The organism is Methylophaga sp. OBS3 (assembly GCF_026319325.1).
Lineage (GTDB): Bacteria > Pseudomonadota > Gammaproteobacteria > Nitrosococcales > Methylophagaceae > Methylophaga.
On record NZ_JAPDMU010000004.1, the window covers coordinates 110,974 to 128,639 of the forward strand.

15 protein-coding genes are annotated in these 17,666 nt (G+C 44.3%); 8 read left to right on the top strand and 7 right to left on the bottom strand.

What is annotated here, in order from left to right; translation table 11 throughout:
• Together OMP94_RS09545 and OMP94_RS09550 are read left to right on the top strand one after the other, a co-directional pair.
• Positions 1-2,073, top strand: coding sequence for a TonB-dependent receptor (locus tag OMP94_RS09545; protein ID WP_266278061.1), 2,073 nt, complete (start codon positions 1-3; stop codon positions 2,071-2,073).
• A gap of 15 nt (positions 2,074-2,088) precedes the next feature.
• Positions 2,089-2,928 (top strand): substrate-binding domain-containing protein, encoded by an 840-nt coding sequence (locus OMP94_RS09550; RefSeq protein ID WP_266278062.1) that lies wholly within the window; start codon positions 2,089-2,091, stop codon positions 2,926-2,928.
• A 36-nt stretch (positions 2,929-2,964) separates the two neighbouring features.
• On the opposite strand, the gene OMP94_RS09555 is transcribed toward OMP94_RS09550, so the two are convergent.
• Both OMP94_RS09555 and yihA read right to left on the bottom strand, forming a co-directional pair.
• The gene (locus tag OMP94_RS09555; RefSeq protein WP_266278063.1) at positions 2,965-5,472 is read right to left on the bottom strand and encodes a glycogen/starch/alpha-glucan phosphorylase; all 2,508 of its coding nucleotides are present in this window, start codon (positions 5,470-5,472) and stop codon (positions 2,965-2,967) included.
• Between the two features lie 288 nt (positions 5,473-5,760).
• Positions 5,761-6,387, bottom strand: a complete 627-nt coding sequence (gene yihA, locus OMP94_RS09560) for a ribosome biogenesis GTP-binding protein YihA/YsxC (protein WP_266278064.1) — start codon at positions 6,385-6,387, stop codon at positions 5,761-5,763.
• An 86-nt stretch (positions 6,388-6,473) separates the two neighbouring features.
• Here yihA and OMP94_RS09565 point away from each other — a divergent pair, with 86 nt between their 5' ends.
• The 5 genes from OMP94_RS09565 (at position 6,474) to OMP94_RS09585 (ending at position 12,357) form a co-directional block, all read left to right on the top strand.
• A complete protein-coding gene (locus OMP94_RS09565; protein WP_266278065.1) occupies positions 6,474-7,082 on the top strand; it encodes a c-type cytochrome in 609 nt (202 codons plus the stop codon).
• A 95-nt stretch (positions 7,083-7,177) separates the two neighbouring features.
• On the top strand, positions 7,178-9,169 hold the full coding sequence (locus OMP94_RS09570; protein WP_266278066.1) for a cytochrome c biogenesis protein ResB: 1,992 nt from the start codon (positions 7,178-7,180) through the stop codon (positions 9,167-9,169).
• Between the two features lie 30 nt (positions 9,170-9,199).
• Positions 9,200-10,345, top strand: coding sequence for a c-type cytochrome biogenesis protein CcsB (gene ccsB, locus OMP94_RS09575; protein WP_266278067.1), 1,146 nt, complete (start codon positions 9,200-9,202; stop codon positions 10,343-10,345).
• Positions 10,346-10,357: 12 nt separating this feature from the next.
• Positions 10,358-10,996 (top strand): thiol:disulfide interchange protein DsbA/DsbL, encoded by a 639-nt coding sequence (locus OMP94_RS09580; RefSeq protein ID WP_266278068.1) that lies wholly within the window; start codon positions 10,358-10,360, stop codon positions 10,994-10,996.
• Between the two features lie 263 nt (positions 10,997-11,259).
• Positions 11,260-12,357, top strand: coding sequence for a peptidoglycan-binding domain-containing protein (locus OMP94_RS09585; protein WP_266278069.1), 1,098 nt, complete (start codon positions 11,260-11,262; stop codon positions 12,355-12,357).
• 53 nt (positions 12,358-12,410) lie between these two features.
• Here OMP94_RS09585 and mltF read toward each other — a convergent pair whose 3' ends face one another.
• The 3 genes from mltF to waaA form a co-directional block, all read right to left on the bottom strand.
• Complete coding sequence (gene mltF, locus OMP94_RS09590; protein ID WP_266278070.1) at positions 12,411-13,826, bottom strand: membrane-bound lytic murein transglycosylase MltF; 1,416 nt, start codon at positions 13,824-13,826, stop codon at positions 12,411-12,413.
• Between the two features lie 131 nt (positions 13,827-13,957).
• Positions 13,958-14,407, bottom strand: a complete 450-nt coding sequence (tadA, locus tag OMP94_RS09595) for a tRNA adenosine(34) deaminase TadA (RefSeq protein WP_266278071.1) — start codon at positions 14,405-14,407, stop codon at positions 13,958-13,960.
• On the bottom strand, positions 14,400-15,668 hold the full coding sequence (waaA, locus tag OMP94_RS09600) for a lipid IV(A) 3-deoxy-D-manno-octulosonic acid transferase (RefSeq protein WP_266278072.1): 1,269 nt from the start codon (positions 15,666-15,668) through the stop codon (positions 14,400-14,402). The genes tadA and waaA overlap by 8 nt, the downstream gene beginning before the upstream one ends.
• Positions 15,669-15,750: 82 nt before the next feature.
• Between waaA and lpxL the strand changes: the two genes are divergently transcribed.
• Positions 15,751-16,659 carry an LpxL/LpxP family Kdo(2)-lipid IV(A) lauroyl/palmitoleoyl acyltransferase gene (gene lpxL, locus OMP94_RS09605; RefSeq protein ID WP_266278073.1) on the top strand — a complete coding sequence of 303 codons (909 nt, stop codon included), beginning with the start codon at positions 15,751-15,753 and terminating at the stop codon, positions 16,657-16,659.
• A gap of 4 nt (positions 16,660-16,663) precedes the next feature.
• On the opposite strand, the gene OMP94_RS09610 is transcribed toward lpxL, so the two are convergent.
• Entirely contained in the window at positions 16,664-17,155 is a 492-nt protein-coding gene (locus OMP94_RS09610; protein WP_266278074.1) for an acyloxyacyl hydrolase, read from the bottom strand.
• A gap of 117 nt (positions 17,156-17,272) precedes the next feature.
• Positions 17,273-17,662 (bottom strand): 30S ribosomal protein S9, encoded by a 390-nt coding sequence (rpsI, locus tag OMP94_RS09615; protein ID WP_266278075.1) that lies wholly within the window; start codon positions 17,660-17,662, stop codon positions 17,273-17,275.
• Positions 17,663-17,666: the final 4 nt, after the last annotated feature.

The window sequence follows — 17,666 nt, forward strand, 5'->3', positions numbered from 1 at the left end:
GTGAAATCTCTCCCATCGTTTACTAAGCGATATGCATACAAAAATATATCCTTAGCCATTTTTGCCGCCATTGTTGCCTCACCGGCGCTGGCAGCAGAAGAAGAGTCTGTATACGAACTAGGCAGTTTGGTTGTTAACCAGCAACCTGAAGCAGGTACCCAATATCAAATTGATCAACAAGATCTTGAGTTGATGGGAGCAAGAAGTTTAGAAGATGCTTTACGTTTACTGCCAAGTACCAATGTTCGTTATGGTGGTGATGGTACGCCTCGCATGGACATTCGCGGCCTTCGCACACGACAAATCAAATTGCTGTTGAATGGTATTCCATTTAACTCGACATCTGATGGTCAGTTTGATCCAAGCCTGATTCCAGCTTTTGCAATTGGTCGAATTGATACCCACATCGGCGGCTCATCAGTGCTATATGGTGATGGTGGTATGGCGGGTGTCATTGATATCAAAACCCGTGGGGTTACGGATGGTTTTCAAGCGGCATCAAAACTAGAACGCGGCAGTGATGATTTTTGGTTAGCCAATGGTCAGGTCGGTTATGGTGATGCCGATCAAGACTTCTTCTTTGGCTATGGTGTGCGAGATCGTGATGCTTTTGCGGTATCCAACAATTTCAATACTGATCTCGCTTCAACTGCTGATAATTTCCAAGATAATCAAGAACGTAATAATAGCGATAATCGTCGTGAAAACTTGGTGATGTCTTACCATCGAGATCTCACAAGTCGTTTGACCGTCGGAATGTTTGCCAGTTACCTAGAAGGTGAATACGGTAAACCTTCTATAACTTATGATGATAATTTTGCACAGCGAGCAAGATATGATCGTGTTGAGTCTCAGAGAGGTTATTCGCTGCAGGTCGGTGCTGATTACGATTTTACAGATAATTGGACTGGTCGATTATGGTTCTTTGATAACCATATGCAAGAGCGAAGTGCAAGATACGACGACAACTCATTTGCCAGTATCACATCTAATGGAAGTTATTTGAGTAATGAAGAAACGCAAAGCCAAGGTGTTCATGCCCAATTGATTGGTCAACTGCCAACCACTGGCAGCCAAGTGGCATTTAGTGTTGATCACCGTAATGCAGACTATGATGAAAATGGTCTGGACTGCACAATCGCTTCCGGCGGTGGCGGTGGCGGTGGCGGTGGCGGTGGCGGTGGCGGTGGCGGTGGCGGAAACCAGCCATGTCCAGTAACACCTTATACGCCAACGAGTACCGATGAGGATATTAGTGTTCGTTCATATGCGGTGGAATTAACACAAAGCCTTCCTTATGACATGACTGCTGTAGTGGGTATTGGACGCCATGAATTAGACTTGTCAGGTGCGAGTGATGAAACGGCTTACAGTACGCAGTTTTCACTGAGCAAACCGTTGACTGAAGTCACTTCAGTTTATGGGACATTTGCGCGTAAGGCTGAGGCACCAACTCTGAGAGATCTTTATGACCCTCGTCGCGGCAATATTGAACTTGGTTTTCAACGTGCTAAACATTATGAATTAGGTATGCGTAACCAATGGCAACGTGGTTTGCTGAATATTGCGTTGTGGCAAACATATGCTGATGACTTTATTCAGCGAGATAGCGATACAAACCTATATCAAAATCGTGAAGCATTACGCTTTAAAGGTATTGATATTGATGGTGCTTATCAAGTGAACCAAAAATTCACTTTGCGAGCGGCATTGGGTTTTATGGATAGTGAAGATAAATCAACAGATGCTTTAACTAACCAATTACAGTACCGCCCAACGCACAAAGCTAGTTTGCAAGCGATTTATCAACTCACACCTCAGTGGCAGTTATCTGGTGATGTTGTCAGGATCGGGACGCAGAACTATTTCTATGAAGACAATAATAACGTTGTTTACCGTGAAAAATTGGATAGCTTTGAGCTAGTTAATGCTCGTATCAAATATATGTTTGCTGGTGGTAATGCAGACGTTTATGCTGGTGTCGAAAACTTATTCGATAAGGATTACGAAACCAGTTATGGCTATCCTCAACCTGGCAGGTTCCTCTATACCGGCGTTAACTTACGCTACTAATAGGCAAAAAAGCTAATGCGTTCATCACTGAGCGCATTAGCTCGCTTAACCATTGTAAGTCTTGTTCTTTGGACTACCGCTTGTAGTCATTCCCCTCAGTTTCAAACTTCTAATACTATTCGACTTGCGGTCGTAAATACGCCACAAGATAGTGGTTTGATTGACTATCTGTTGGCTGACTTTACTACTGAGACTGGCTATCAAGTGAATGTTTACAGTGGCAGTGATGTTTTTGAAAGAGCACTTGATGGCCAAGCGGATTTGGTGATTGCCCATTATGGTAAATCGGGCATGCAAGAGTTTGTGCAGAGCGGTTTTGGAAGTTGGCCTAAAATGGTCTTTGCTAACCAAGTGGTTTTAATTGGCCCGATTTCTGACCCGGCAAATGTTGCAGAGGCTGATTCTCTCGAGCAAGCTCTGACGGCTATTCAGACATCACATAACAAGCTGTTAGCCAATAATAATCATGGGGTTGAGGCATTGACCAATACGATTATGGCAATGCTGAATACGACGGCAACCGCGGAATGGTTTATTGATGACGGCGTAAGTAATAGTGAGGCCATCGAGGCTGCTGAGAAGCATCAAGCGTATGTCATTTGGGGGGCAGTGCCATTTCTGAAATATCAAGAAACACACGCTTCTGCGATGCGAATCATTTACACCGATGATGCGGTTTTACAACGTATTATGGCAATTACTAGAGTGCTGGATGATAAACGGCCAATTAATCGTGCAGGGGCGCAAGCGCTAGAAGCTTACTTGTTACGCGATGATATTCAGGCAAAAGTATTGGCATATCGAATGGCTGATATTGATAGCCCTCTTTGGTGGCCTGCAGCGAGACATAATTAATACTGACCTACTTTCGTAGGTCAGTATCTTTGGCTATTAGAAATCTTTAGGCTGAATTTTTTCTAGTTTCCAAATGTCATCGTTGTACTCATCCATAGTGCGATCGGTTGAGAACTTGCCACTCGCCGCCGAGTTAATAATGCTCATTTTGATCCAACGTGTTTGGTCCTGATATACCAAACCCGCTTGATGTTGCGCATCAACATAACTACGGAAGTCAGCCACTGTCATCCATGGATCATGAGAGCTGGTAAAGGCATTAATCACGTTATCAAAACAACCCGGTTCAAATTGATTGAAATGACCGCCACGTAACAATTCCATGACCCGTTTTAGATCAGGGTCACTATTGATAATGGCTTGTGGGTTATAGTGCTGACGCATGGCATCCACTTCTTCTTCTGAGAGGCCAAACAAGAAGAAGTTTTCATCACCAGCTTCTTCTCGGATCTCAATGTTCGCACCATCTAAAGTACCGATGGTCATGGCGCCATTCATCATGAATTTCATATTGCCGGTACCTGAAGCTTCTTTACCGGCAGTTGAGATTTGTTCAGAAAGATCAGCAGCAGGACAAATAACTTCCATTGCTGAAACCTGATAGTTCGGTAAGAAAACGACTTTTAACCAGTCACCGACTTCAGGATCATTATTCACCACGTTGGCAACGTTATTAATCAGCTTGATGATTTGTTTGGCCATGGCATAGCCGGGTGCAGCCTTACCACCAAACAAAACACAACGTTTCGCAATACCCTCGGTATCACCACGTTTAATACGATCATACAAATGAATCACGTGAAGTACGTTCAGCAACTGACGTTTGTATTCGTGAATACGTTTCACTTGAATATCAAACATAGCGTCTGGGTTAAACGTTACGCCACAACTTTGCTGAACTAACTCAGCCAATTTTTGTTTGTTTTGGCGTTTTGCATCATGCCATTTCGTTTGAAAGGCTTTGTCGTCGGCAAATGCAGCAAGCTTTTTCAATTGTGATAAATCGGTGATCCAAGCTTCGCCGATTTTGTCGGTGATTAACTCACTCAGAGCTGGGTTACACCATGCCATCCAACGACGTTGGGTAACACCGTTGGTTTTGTTATTAAATTTTGTCGGCCACAGGGCATAAAAGTCTTTGAACAAGCCTTTTTTCAGTAACTCTGAATGCAGTGCAGCAACACCGTTAACTGAAAAACTGCCGACAATTGCAAGGTGAGCCATACGCACTTGCTGTTGAGAGCCTTCTTCAATGATCGAAAGGCGAGATAAGCGTTCACGATCACCTGGCCAATGATTTGCGACTTCGCGTAAGAAGCGGGCATTGATTTCGTAGATGATCTCAAGAATGCGGGGCAGCAAACGACCAAATAAATTAACTGGCCAGCGCTCAAGTGCTTCAGGCAATAACGTGTGATTGGTATAAGCCATGGTGTTGCTGGTGATATCCCATGCGGCATCCCAGCTTAAGCCATGTTCATCAATCAACAGACGCATTAACTCAGCAACTGCAACCGTTGGGTGCGTATCGTTTAACTGGAAGCAGTTCTTTTCAGCAAAATGGGTAAAGTCATCGCCATTGATCATCACCCAATGTTCAAGAATATCTTGCAAGCTTGCTGAGGCGAGGAAGTACTGCTGCCGTAAACGCAGCTCTTTACCATTTTCGCTTGCATCATTTGGGTACAACACCATGCTGATGTTTTCTGCTTCATTTTTAGCAGCAACCGCATCGGTATAAGAACCTGCATTAAAGTCTTCGAGATTAAACTCGTCTGTTGCAGCCGCTTTCCAGAGACGTAATTTGTTGACAGTACCGTTCTTATAACCTGGAACCGGTAGGTCATAAGGTACGGCCAGAACATCGTTGGTATTAACCCACTGGACTTCCATCCAACCACTGGCATTTCGATGAAATTCGGTGTGGCCACCAAATTTGATGCGTTGTGTGTATTCTGGACGTTCTAATTCCCAAGGGTTTCCGTCACGAAGCCAGTGATCAGGCATTTCTTGCTGATAACCGTTTTCGATACGTTGTTGGAACATGCCGTATTCGTAGCGTAATCCATAACCGGTGACCGGTAATTGCAATGTTGCACAGCTATCAATAAAGCAGGCAGCCAAACGACCCAGACCACCGTTACCTAAACCAGCATCGTGTTCCATTTCAGCCAGTTCTTCAAAGTCTAGGCCTAGCTCAACTAAGGCTTTTTTGAGCGTGTCTTCCACCCCCAAATTTAATGCAGCATTACCTAAAGCCCGACCCATCAGAAATTCCATGGAAAGGTAATAGGCTTGTTTACATTGTGATTGTGAATAGGTGTGTTTGGTTTGTTTCATCCGCTCAAATAGACGATCTCTGAGCGTTAATGCTAAAGCGGAGTAGAGGTAATGGCCGGATGCACAGCCTTTTTCCTGCGCTAAGTGTGTGCCGTAATACCGTTTGATATCTTCAGCTAAGGCTTTGATATCCATGTCGAGAGCGGGTGTGTCGTACAAAGTTGCAGCCGGTGATGCGGTACATAAGTAACGTGGAGTCGTCATAACGTATCCTTAAAGTGGCGTTTTAGAGGATGTTCAGGGTTGTCATGACGGGCTGATTAAGCCGTCATGCTTTGGCTTCGTTACCAGAGGCTGACTTTTTACGTCAGAAATCATTGTTTTCGATTATAGCACTCTGATTGCCGATAAATTCAGTCTTACGGGCATCATTATTGGCGCTATCAGTGCACGTCAAGGACATGCGACTTAACAATGATTTTGAGCTATTTATCCCTCTGAAATTTAATACCTTTTCAGAAGTGTGAAATAGCGCCGGTTTATCTAAAATCGTTATTCTTGCGCAATGACTGCCGACGGTGTATTTACGGCAAACCAATCATCCAACTTCGCAATGGCTTCATCGCGTCCATTCTTATTCAAAGATGAAAACAGTTGGGCTGTTGCATGACTGCCAACTTTACGAAGCGTATTTCGAACTTGCTGTAAGGTACTACCTGCGGCACCTTTGCTGAGCTTATCGGACTTAGTAAGCAAGATATGTACACTTAACTCTGCTTGTTTTGCCCACTCGAGCATCTGCAAATCAAATTCTTTTAATGGATGACGGCAGTCCATCATCAACATTAATCCTTGAAGACTTTGTCGAGTTTCAAGATATTTGCTCAACGTTTCTTGCCAACGTAACTTCATTTTCTCAGGGACTTTTGCATAACCATAGCCGGGAAGATCGACTAAGGCGCGAGTGTCATCCAATGTGAAGAAATTTATCATTTGGGTTCGGCCTGGTGTTTTACTGGTGCGAGCCAAACCACTGATTTGCGTTATCGTATTGATAGCACTAGATTTACCAGCATTTGATCGACCAGCAAAAGCGACCTCGATTCCAGAATCAGGAGGCAATTGTGATAATTGGGTGGCGCTACCAGTATATTGGGCGCGGCGGTACAGCTCAGACATGGAACCTTTCCAGGTGCAAAAATATCTCAATAAGCGTACCATATCGCGAGTTTAAGTATCTAAAAGTAAGCATCTTAGGAATCACCATGAAAAATGTTTTTTTGGCAGTGGTTGCAGCCTATACGTTGAGTAGTACAGCGATGGTCGCCGCTGCTGGTGACGTGTCTGCGGGAAAAGAAAAAGCGGCGGTTTGTGCTGCATGTCATGCTGCTGACGGTAATAGCCCTGCGGCAGATTTTCCAAAACTAGCGGGTCAACATGCTGGTTATATTGCGAAACAATTAGCCGACTTCAAAAGTGGTAAACGTGAAAATGCCATTATGTATCCAATTGCTCAAGAGTTGAGTGAACAGGATATGTTGGACTTAGCTGCTTATTTTTCATCACAAGAAATTGCTGCGGGTGCCGTAGCTGAAGAGTTAGTTGAAGCAGGTCGTCAACTATATCGCGGTGGTAATGCTGAGACCGGTGTACCAGCATGTATGGCTTGCCACGGTCCAAATGGTAAAGGTATTCCTTCAGCCAATTGGCCTATGTTGTCTTCGCAATACAGCAAATATATCGCGACTCAACTACAACATTTTGCAGATGGTACACGCGCCAATGATCCTAATGGCATGATGCGTGACATCGCTCAAAAAATGACTGAAGAAGAAATCAAAGCCGTTTCAGCTTACGTTTCTGGTCTGCACTGATCTGACTTCTTAATCACTGGTTTTATTGGCCGGAAACTTACTGATAGTTTCCGGCTCTAATCTCGCCGCATATGTCAGAAAAAGAATCCCCACGCATGCACAAGCGACTATTTCAACAGCGGTTAGTGCAATTTCTTGGTTCCATGGAGCTGGCAATCACACTATTGCTAACTTTAGCCATTGCCTCTGTTATTGGCACCGTTCTCCAGCAAAACCAGCCTTATACCGATTACGTCATCAAATTCGGGCCATTCTGGTTTGAAGTTTTTGAAACACTTGGTTTGTACGATGTTTACAGTGCGGTTTGGTTTTTAGTTATTTTGACGTTATTAGTCATCTCAACCAGTGTCTGTGTTGTTCGTCATACCCCTGCGATGCTGCGTGAAATGTGGCAGTTACGTACGCAGGTTCAAAAAAAATCCCTACGTTTGATGCACCATCATGCTGAATGGTCTGCATCACAACCTGTCGATGCATTAACTGCCGATTACCGGAAACAACTTAAAAGCAAAGGTTTTCGAAGCCGAGTCACCGAAAAAAATGATGCCGTATTGCTCTCTGCGATGCGAGGTGGTTGGAACCGCTTAGGTTACTTGTTTACGCATATCGCGATTGTGGTGATCTGCGTTGGTGGTTTATTAGATGGCAATCTGCCATTAAAAATCGCTGAGTGGCAAGGAAAGCTAAAAATTGAAACACGAGATTTGGCGATTCGTGATATTCCAGCCGAAAGCCGCTTACCCGTTAGTGACTTGGCATTTCGTGGCACGGTCAGTATCCCAGAAGGGCGGGGCGCTGAAGTTGCCTTTTTGCCAGTTCGTGATGGCTATCTTTTACAGGCCTTACCATTTCGTATTGAAGTTGAAGAATTCCGTGTTGAACACTATTCAACTGGTCAACCCAAATCCTTTGAGTCAGATTTGGTCATTATCGACCCTGCATTAGATGAACCTTTGAGACAAACTATTTCGGTTAACCACCCTTGGATCTATAAAGGCCATGCTATTTACCAAGCGAGTTTTGGTGATGGTGGTTCGAACCTGGATGTTTCCGCTTGGCCTTTGGATACGCGCATTGGTTCCCAGCCAGTCTCGCTAGAAACCAAAGTATTTGCCAACAGTGAGCTTATCTGGGGTGATACAACAATGCGGTTAGAAATGAGCAATTTTCGACCGTTTAATATCAACCCAGACCCGACAGAAGATGACCCGGACAATATTCGCAATTTTGGGCCAAGTATCACCTTCAAGTTACGCTCACCTACCGGTGAAGCACGTGAATATGAAAACTACATGTTGCCGGTGCCACGTGATGGTCGCGAATTTTATTTGAGTGGTGTCAGAAACAGCCCTGCGGAAGAATTCTCTTATCTTTATATCCCTGCAGATGAGAATGGTGAGCTAGATAAGTTTGTGGCATTTAGTGCCGCCCTACGTGACCAAGAAAAAACACAACGTGCTGCTAATATGATGATGCGTGAAGCGTTATCAATCATGCCTGCAAGTGACCCTGACCTTGAAAATAGTCTGCAATCAACGCTAGAAACATTAATCAAAATGTTTATGCGTGGCGGGTTTGATGAAGTTCGCGACTTTATTGAAAATGAGTTGCCAGAAGCTGAGCGCGACAACTTAGCGCCAGCCTACTTAGGTATGCTAAGAGAAATGCTGGCTCGTATGTACTTTACAGAAGTTGCTCCACAAGCCGATCCTACGGATTCTGAAGAATTACAGTTCTTACAAGATGCTGTTGATACCATTGGCACATTACCTCGCTATGGTTCACCGGTATTTTTGAAGTTAAATGATTTTGAGCATATTCAATCGACCGGGCTACAAATTGCCAAATCACCAGGTAAAAATACGGTGTATTTCGGCTGCTTATTATTAGTTATTGGTGTGTTTTTATTATTTTATGTGCCACAGCGTAGATTGTGGTTCTGGTTAGAAAACGATGGTGATGGCAGCAAGGTTCTGATGGCGGGAACCAGCAACCGTAATCCACGCGAATTTGATGACTTTTTTACCAGTCAGCATCAGATATTTGCAAACGGAAACGGGAACTCTGCTAAGCCACCAGTCAACTAACTTGACTGGCTGAGAGATTAAGAGAAGCTGATGACGACAACAGAATTAGAGCAATCGAATTTGCGTAAAGACTGGTGGTGGCCACTGCTATTACTGGTTGCTACCGTGGGCATCTTTTATGTCTATCATAGTGTTTTGGATGTCTACGAAACGACGATCCTTATTCTGACGGCGATTAGCATGGCATTTCTTGGTCATTACTGGCCACCGTTTCGAAGTCACAGTATTGCTGTCGCAGTACTAAGTTTATTCGCGCTACAAATTTATGGCACAGACTTAAGCCTTGCAGAGAGTAATTTCTGGTTGAAATATTTCTTAGCTAGCCAATCAGCACTAATGTGGATGAGTGCGTTGTTTTTGGCTGCTACCGTCACTTACTTTGCTGGTTTATGGCGCCGCTCCGACTATTTAGAAAAGATGGGCTCAGTTTTAACGTGGTCAGCTACTACTATGGGTATGGTTGGCTTAATGGTTCGTTGGCGTGAAACCCATATGATGGGGGAAGACATTGGTTATATCCCTGTCAGTAATCTTTATGAAGTCTTCATTCTTTTTGCTGTGGTAACGGCTTTGCTGTACTTATTTTACGAACGTCGTTATATGACACGTAAATTGGGTGGTTTCGTTTTATTGGTCATTTCTGCGGCTGTTTTCTTCCAGCTTTGGTACGTCTTTGAACGTAATGCGCATGAAATTCAGCCATTAGTACCGGCACTGCAAAGTTACTGGATGAAGATCCATGTCCCGGCTAACTTCATAGGTTATGGCGCATTTGCCATGGCGGCCATGATTGGTGTGGCCTATTTGATTGTGGCTTGGCGTCATCAAAAAAATCCACAAAGTAGCTGGGTTTTAGCAATGCCATCATTAAATCTGATGGATGATTTAATGTATAAAAGTATCGCACTGGGTTTTGCCTTTTTTACGGTGGCAACCATTCTGGGGGCACTTTGGGCAGCTGAAGCTTGGGGGGGCTATTGGTCATGGGATCCGAAAGAGACTTGGGCACTGATTGTTTGGCTTAACTATGCCGCTTGGTTACATATGCGAATGACCAAGGGGTGGAGTGGGGTGCCAATGGCTTGGTGGGCAATTGTTGGTCTTTTCGTGACCTTATTTGCCTTTTTAGGTGTCAATATGTTTTTGTCGGGCCTGCATTCCTATGGCACGTTGTAATTAAAGGAAATAATGATGAAGAAAATGATGAAAGCATTACTGCTTGTTCCAGCAATGTTTATGTTGCCATTAGCCGCGAACGCTGCTGATTATCAGCTAGGCCAACACTACGCTGAAGTGGGCAAACAAATGCCAAGCAATGACGTCAGTGAGAAAGTAAAAGTGGTTGAGTTGTTTTCATACTCTTGCCCACATTGCTTTCGTTTAGATCCGCAAGTAACACAGTGGAAAGAAACATTACCTGACAATGCCGAGTTTGAACTGGTCCCAGCAATTTTCCGTGATAGTTGGCTACAGTTGGCGCGCGTTTTCTATGCTGCAGAGCAAAGTGGTGATTTAGAAATGCTTCATCCAAAACTTTTCCACGCTATTCATGTTGAAAAACGTCGTTTAAATAGTGAAGAAGAATTGTTGGACTTTGTTGAAGAGCAAGGTATTGACCGTGAAGACTTCTTAAAGCGTATGAATTCATTTGGTGTAAAAACCAAAGTGAAAAAAGCGCTGGTTATGAGCCAAACATCAGGTATCACAGGTGTGCCAGCAATGATTGTTGACGCGAAATATCGTACTGATGCACCGCAAGCCGGTAGTCTTGAAGATATGCTTGATGTTGTAGATTATTTGGTTGTTAAGGCTGCTGAAGAAAAGTAATTCTCAACACCTTTGATTAAAAAAGCCCGTTTTCAGCGGGCTTTTTTATGTCAAACAAAACGCGCTGTTAATAATCAGAATGATGAAAAAAATCTGTTGTTAATTGGCTGTAAAAATAACATAAGGCAATGTTTGTTATGACTACTTGTCATACCTAAGCTAAGCGGCTAACCTTAAAACCTTTGGTAACAAACTTCAGGACGAATATCGTGATAAGAATCACCCTCTTAGCTACTATGCTAAGTCTGCTGGCAGGATGTGTTGTGGTAACGGAGTTACCTGACTCAGTCAAAGAAAGAATCATTCGTGAGCATGAAGAAAAGTTAGCGCAACAAAAAACAACAGACAGTGAAACCAATACAGCAGAGCCTGCCAAATTGGTCGCTGATGAAACTGAAGTAAAATCATCACCCGTACTTGTTGAGCCACCACCGCCAGCGTTACCACAAGCGCAACCCGTGGTTACTGAATCACCAAAAACTGAAGTTATGCCAGCTGCTGCCAAGGGTGACGCTGTTTTACCTGGCCAATGTTATGTACAGGCGACAGTCTATCCACAAGCTGTTGAGCGTCAAAAAGAATTTGTTACCAAAGATAGTAGTAAAGCGATTACTGTTGTGCCTGCACGTATCTCTGAGGGATATCAGCAAGTGGTCACCAAGCAGTCGCACACGACCTATACTGTAAAACCTGCTCGCTTTGAAAAAATCACTGAGCAAATCATGGTGAAACCGGCCATGACCAAAAATCGTGTTGTGCCAGCTGTTTATGAAACACGTCAGGAAACAGTCGTTGTTGAAGAAGCAACCTCAGTTTTAGAACCATGTGTGGCCGCTGGTGCAGCTTATGCTCACTCAACGGGTGTTCGCAGCTTCTGTGCTAAAGAAATTCCAGCGAAGACCCAGCAAATCAGCAAGCAAGTTTTGGTTTCTGACGAGCGAATTGAAACCTACCAAGAGCCAGCTGAATATGCCACTGTCAGTCGTTGGGAGTTGGTTGAGGCGTCACGTGTTGAAGAGGTACAATCTGAGCCGGAAGTTGAGCAGGTGGCTTATCAAGAAGTGTTGACACCTGAACAAGTTGATCAGCGTCAGACATCGGAAATTAAAACGGTATTACCTGTTGTTGAATATCTGGGTGAGCCACAAGTGGTAACGCGTCGTGCCGTCTGTGATCAAGATCTTGATAATGACTTATTACAGCGTCTACAAAATGCATTAAATGATGCTGGGTATAATGCCGGTGAAGCTGATGGTTATATCGGTGAGCGTACGATTACCGCATTAACTCGTTACCAAAAAGATAATGGTCTTGCGGTTGGGGCGATTACCTACGAAAGTCTTGAGAAGTTAATGCCTTAATTAAGCTGTAAAACGGTATTCAAAGAAGCCCGCCTAAGCGGGCTTTTTTATGATTAGATTGCAGCCGGTAACGATTGGGTTGGGCCTGCAGGGGGCTCAACTTGCAGTGGCTGCTCAGGATTGATGCTGTTGTGTTGCAGCATGATGTCGTAGTAACGACGAATATTAGCCACATAACGTACGGGTTCTCCACCTCGGGCATAACCATAACGGGTTTTATCGAACCACTCTTTCTGAGATAGTAGTGGCAGATTTTCGCGAACATCTGACCAGCGATCTGGGTTGCCACCATTCATTTGTGTCAATCGACGGGCATCCTCAAGGTGGCCTTGACCAATGTTGTAGGCAGCTAATGCCATCCAGGTTCGATCTGGCTCCATGATTCGCTCTGGAAGGCGCTTACGCATCAAGTCAAGATAGGCGGCACCCGCTTTAATACTTTGTTCTGGGTCTTCTCGATCATCAACCCCCATTTCTTCAGCTGTCGCGCGTGTCAGCATCATCAGGCCTTTAACACCTGTATTCGAAACTGCTTCTGGGTTCCAATGTGACTCTTGATAGGCAACAGCTGCTAATAGCCGCCAATCAAAGTCATATTCCTCCCCGGCTTCCGTAAACCAATCTTGATATTCTGGAAGATGGGTTAATACTCGGCGATTAATCGCACGACTATCAACATAGTCAAAACGTCGGATGTGGCCGTAATAACGCTCAATCATACGGTCAAGAAAGCCATTTTCTTCGATGTGTTCAAAATAGTTAATGACTTCTCGATATAGACTTACGTCAGGTCCTTTTTTTAAACCCCAAGCCAAAGCCTGAGGATCAGACACATCAAAGGCAACGCGTAGTTCTGGATATAGACCACGGGTGGCCGACATTTCATTCGAGTCGGCAATGGTGTAATCAATAAGTTCTAGTTGCAGCAACTCGAGCAAACCAGTCGTATCAATATCATCATTTTCGATCCAGGTAAGTTCTGGTACTTCTTTCTTTAATGCGACTAAATGCTCGACATGACTACTATCAGCAAGCACTTCTAATTGTCCATTGCCTAATTGTGCAATGTTTCGTGGGCGTCTTGAGCCGTTTCGATAAATTAGTTGTTGGGTAACTTCGTGATAAACCGGACCAAACCGCATGCGTTGCTGTCGTTCGGCGGTGACGGTGAGTCCGGCTGCAGCGATATCGGCCTCACCATGCTCAAGCATACGCAACATATCGCCCAAACTTTCTGGAATGATGATTTTGAGTTTAACGTTCAGTTCATCAGCAAAATGTTTGACTAGCTCATATTCAAAGCCAGCCATTTCATGTGCCGTTCTTTGATAAAAAGTCGTCAAGCCCTGACGACTCACCACACGAAGTTCACCACGCTCTAGGATTTGATCCAAATGCGTTCGACTATCGTTACAGGCACTCAGCGTCAGTACTGTTAAAACTAAAAGTAAAACTAAGCGTTTTTTCAAAATAATACTTTGTCGTTGGCGATGATAAATTATCACCTGATAAAGACAGATTTGCACCCTTTAAAGTTTAGGCCACAACCATTAAATACGACTAGCTAAAGGTCGATATTTCTTGTTAGTAGATACTCGTTTTAACGGCGTTGACGAAAAAAATCACGCAATAATTGGCTGCTTTGCTCAGCAAGAACGCCTGACTCACAGTTAACACGGTGATTAATATTTGGGAGTGTGAATACATCAAGCAGGCTACCCGCTGCGCCAGTTTTGGGTTCGCTTGCAGCATAGACGAGCCGTTCAATACGCGCATGCACTAAAGCGCCTGCACACATAATGCAGGGTTCAAGCGTTACGTACATTGTTGTACCCGGCAGCCGGTAATTTTGCAGCTTTTGGCATGCAGTGTGTAAAGCCATGATCTCGGCATGTGCTGTCGCATCATGCTGAGAAATTGGCTGGTTATATCCTTCTGCAATCAATTCATCGTTTTGAACGATTACAGCGCCAACCGGTACTTCTCCTGCTGCTTGTGCTTTTTCTGCTAATTGCAGAGCGTGCTGCATCCAATAAACGTCATCAGGCATGGTGAATATGTCGTTGTATGAGGTTTAATAATCTTGCGCTGGCGCCTTTACTTTGATTTATCAAATCAAGACCAGCTTCGCCCATTTCTGCCCGTCGTTTGGGATCGGCTAATAACTGCGATACAGCTTGAGCAAGCTCAACACTATTGTTCACTTTGACAACAGCGCCAAACTGTAAAAAGCGCTCGGTAATTTCTGTAAAGTTAAAGTAATGAGGACCTGTAATAACGGCTCTTCCCAAGGCGGCTGGCTCAAGTAGGTTATGGCCGCCATGAGGCACCATACTTCCACCAATCAAACTTAAATCCGCTGCTGCATAAAACAGTGGTAATTCGCCCATGGTATCAACGACAAGCACTTGGGTTGTTGACGGGCAGGGTTTGTTTTCACTGCGCCGTAAAGTTTTTAAGCCGCTTTTTCGGCAAAGACCAGCAACTCGATCAAAACGTTCTGGATGGCGGGGGACGATGACAAGTAATAAGTCATTAAACTTGGCACGAACTTGTTTAGCCGCATTGAGAATAATCTCTTCTTCACCCTCATGAGTGCTTGCTGCAATCCAAACTGGGCGATTCCCCCACATCGAACGCATTGCTTCTGCTTGTTCATGCAAACTGGCGGGTAAGTTAATTTCGTATTTGAGATTACCTACAGCATGTACTCGCTCAGCAGGCGCACCGAGTGCCTGAAAGCGTTGTCTATCAGCTTGAGTTTGCGTGGCAATTAGAGGCAAACTTTGTAGCATTTGGCGACTAAACTTAGCGAAACGTTGGTAACCTTTGGCGCTACGTTCTGATAAGCGGGCGTTAGCAATGACCAGCGGAATGTGTTGTTTATGACAGGTTAATAATAAGTTTGGCCATAACTCTGTTTCCATAATAATGCCAAATTGCGGGCGCATCGCCTTTAGGAAACGTTTAATAGCAAACGGCATGTCATAGGGTAGATAGACATGTAGCACTTTCTGACCAAATAGCCGTTTGACACGTTCACTACCTGTTGGCGTCATGGTGGTAATTAACAGTTGATGCTGAGGATAGTTTTCCTGCAAACCTTTAACTAATGGACGGCTAGCTTCAACTTCCCCGACAGATACAGCATGTACCCAGATTAAAGGGCTTTGACTTGTTCTCGATGAAATAAAGCCAAACCTTTCAGGCCAACGTTTTAAATAGTCGGGTGCTCGAAACCCACGCCAAATAAGGCGTAATAATAGAAACGGAATCGCAAGGTAAAACAACAAGGTATAAATAAACTTCAAATTAGGCTCGCTGCATCGTGTAATTGGGCGGTTAATGCCCGAGGATGATAGCATAGGCGCAATTTTCCAGCTGACAGGCAAAATGAAAGTTTTACAAAAACAGTTTTTACATCCTCGGTATTGGCCAAACTGGCTTGGACTCACCCTAATGAGGCTTTCGGTGACGCTTCCTGCAAGTTGGCAATTGGCGATTGGTAAATGTATTGGTCAGTTGATGTGGTTATTTGCAAAAGACCGTGCGCGTATTGCTAGACGCAATTTAGAACTTTGTTTTCCTGAGTTATCAGAGGATGCAAGGCACAATCTACTGCGTCGTAATATGCAGACGATGGGCATGATGCCGCTAGAGACGGCCCTAAGTTGGTGGGCTTCTGATGCTAGATTAGCAAAGCGTGTTGATTATCGCGGACTTGAACATATTCAAGCGGCGCTGGCAAAAGGTAAAGGCGTGATCTTATTAACGGGTCACTTTACCAGTATGGAGCTGGGTGGCCGTTTGATTATGTTAAAACAGCCAACGTATGTGATGTTTCGCGAATTAAAAAGCCCACTGTTTAATGCCGTAATGTTGAAGTACCGAAATTTTCATAGTGAAGGTACGGTACTTCAGGCTGATATGCGAGGCATGTTACGTGCGTTGAAGAAAAATAAAGTCGTTTGGTATGCACCTGACCAAGATTTTGGTCGACGCACCAGCGTCTTCGCGAAGTTTTTTGGTGTGCAAGCCGCGACCATTCCAGCGACGGCACGTATTGCCAAAATGAGTGGGGCGGCAATTGTGCCTTACGTACCAATCCGTCAGCCAGATGGCAGATATTTAATTGATATTGGGCCGGAGCTTGATAATTTCCCAACAGGTGATGATCTTGCAGATGCGCAGCGCATAAATGATTGGGTGGAATCGCAAGTACGTCGCTCACCTGAGCAATATCTTTGGGTTCACCGTCGTTTTAAAACTCAGCCAGAAGGTAAGGGTAAGCTCTACAAATAAAACTTTAGCGCCAACTATCAGGTGTAAAGCTGTAGCTCACTATCAATGACTCAGAGCCTGGGTTATTTTTTGCGAGATCTGCATTCGACATATGGTAAAGCGTTACAGAAAGTTTACTGGCATTCGATAGTCGGTAACCCAGCTCGATACCACTTCGAAATAGAAAACCACTGCCTAGATCAGTACCACCACCATCTTCGTAACCAACAATGGCTAGTTGGGGAGTCAGGAGAAATTTTTCTCCTAGTTTGAAATCGTAGCGAAGGCCGGCATGGGTCCAATATCCACCATCACTATTAGCGGAAACCCCAATCGCTGGTACTAAACTCCAAGCTTGTGGTGCAAAGCGATACTCAGCGCCAAATTCGGCACTATTATCACTTTCAAATACCTCAAATGCGCCAGTTGAAAATGCTATTTCAGGCGAGTCGGCCATTGTTTGGCTAATTGGCATTAATAAAGCAATTAGTAACCCCGAAAATATGACTGAACGCATCTAAACCACTCCTGTTAGTTAAAGTTATTTGAATTTTTATTGTTTCTAGCAGAATTTGTAAAGTCCCAGGCAAAAAAAAACCACCGTAAAGGTGGTTTTTTTCGAATTCCCAACGAATTAACGTTTTGAGAATTGTGGTTTCTTACGTGCTTTATGCAGACCGATTTTCTTACGTTCAACGGCACGTGCATCACGTGTAATGAAGCCTGCTTTACGCAGTTCAGTTTTCAATTCACTGTCCAGTTCGACCAATGCACGGCTGATACCGTGACGAATGGCACCAGCTTGGCCATTGTTACCACCACCGCGAACAGTGATTTTCAGGTCAACTTTGTCGAGCATTTCAACCAATTCTAATGGTTGGCGTACGACCATGCGTGAAGTTTCACGACCAAAGTAATCTTCCAGTGAACGGGTATTGATTGAAATGTTACCAGTGCCTGGTTTCAAGAAAACACGGGCAGTAGAACTTTTGCGACGGCCGGTTGCGTAATATAAATCTGCCATGACG

What these genes read in the sequence shown, in the direction of transcription:
- OMP94_RS09550 (WP_266278062.1), top strand. Translation starts at nt 2,089, where the DNA reads ATGCGTTCATCACTGAGCGCATTAGCTCGCTTAACCATTGTAAGTCTT.
- OMP94_RS09555 (WP_266278063.1), bottom strand. Translation starts at nt 5,472, where the DNA reads ATGACGACTCCACGTTACTTATGTACCGCATCACCGGCTGCAACTTTG.
- yihA (WP_266278064.1), bottom strand. Translation starts at nt 6,387, where the DNA reads ATGTCTGAGCTGTACCGCCGCGCCCAATATACTGGTAGCGCCACCCAA.
- OMP94_RS09565 (WP_266278065.1), top strand. Translation starts at nt 6,474, where the DNA reads ATGAAAAATGTTTTTTTGGCAGTGGTTGCAGCCTATACGTTGAGTAGT.
- OMP94_RS09570 (WP_266278066.1), top strand. Translation starts at nt 7,178, where the DNA reads ATGCACAAGCGACTATTTCAACAGCGGTTAGTGCAATTTCTTGGTTCC.
- ccsB (WP_266278067.1), top strand. Translation starts at nt 9,200, where the DNA reads ATGACGACAACAGAATTAGAGCAATCGAATTTGCGTAAAGACTGGTGG.
- OMP94_RS09580 (WP_266278068.1), top strand. Translation starts at nt 10,358, where the DNA reads ATGATGAAGAAAATGATGAAAGCATTACTGCTTGTTCCAGCAATGTTT.
- tadA (WP_266278071.1), bottom strand. Translation starts at nt 14,407, where the DNA reads ATGCCTGATGACGTTTATTGGATGCAGCACGCTCTGCAATTAGCAGAA.
- lpxL (WP_266278073.1), top strand. Translation starts at nt 15,751, where the DNA reads ATGAAAGTTTTACAAAAACAGTTTTTACATCCTCGGTATTGGCCAAAC.
- OMP94_RS09610 (WP_266278074.1), bottom strand. Translation starts at nt 17,155, where the DNA reads ATGCGTTCAGTCATATTTTCGGGGTTACTAATTGCTTTATTAATGCCA.
- rpsI (WP_266278075.1), bottom strand. Translation starts at nt 17,662, where the DNA reads ATGGCAGATTTATATTACGCAACCGGCCGTCGCAAAAGTTCTACTGCC.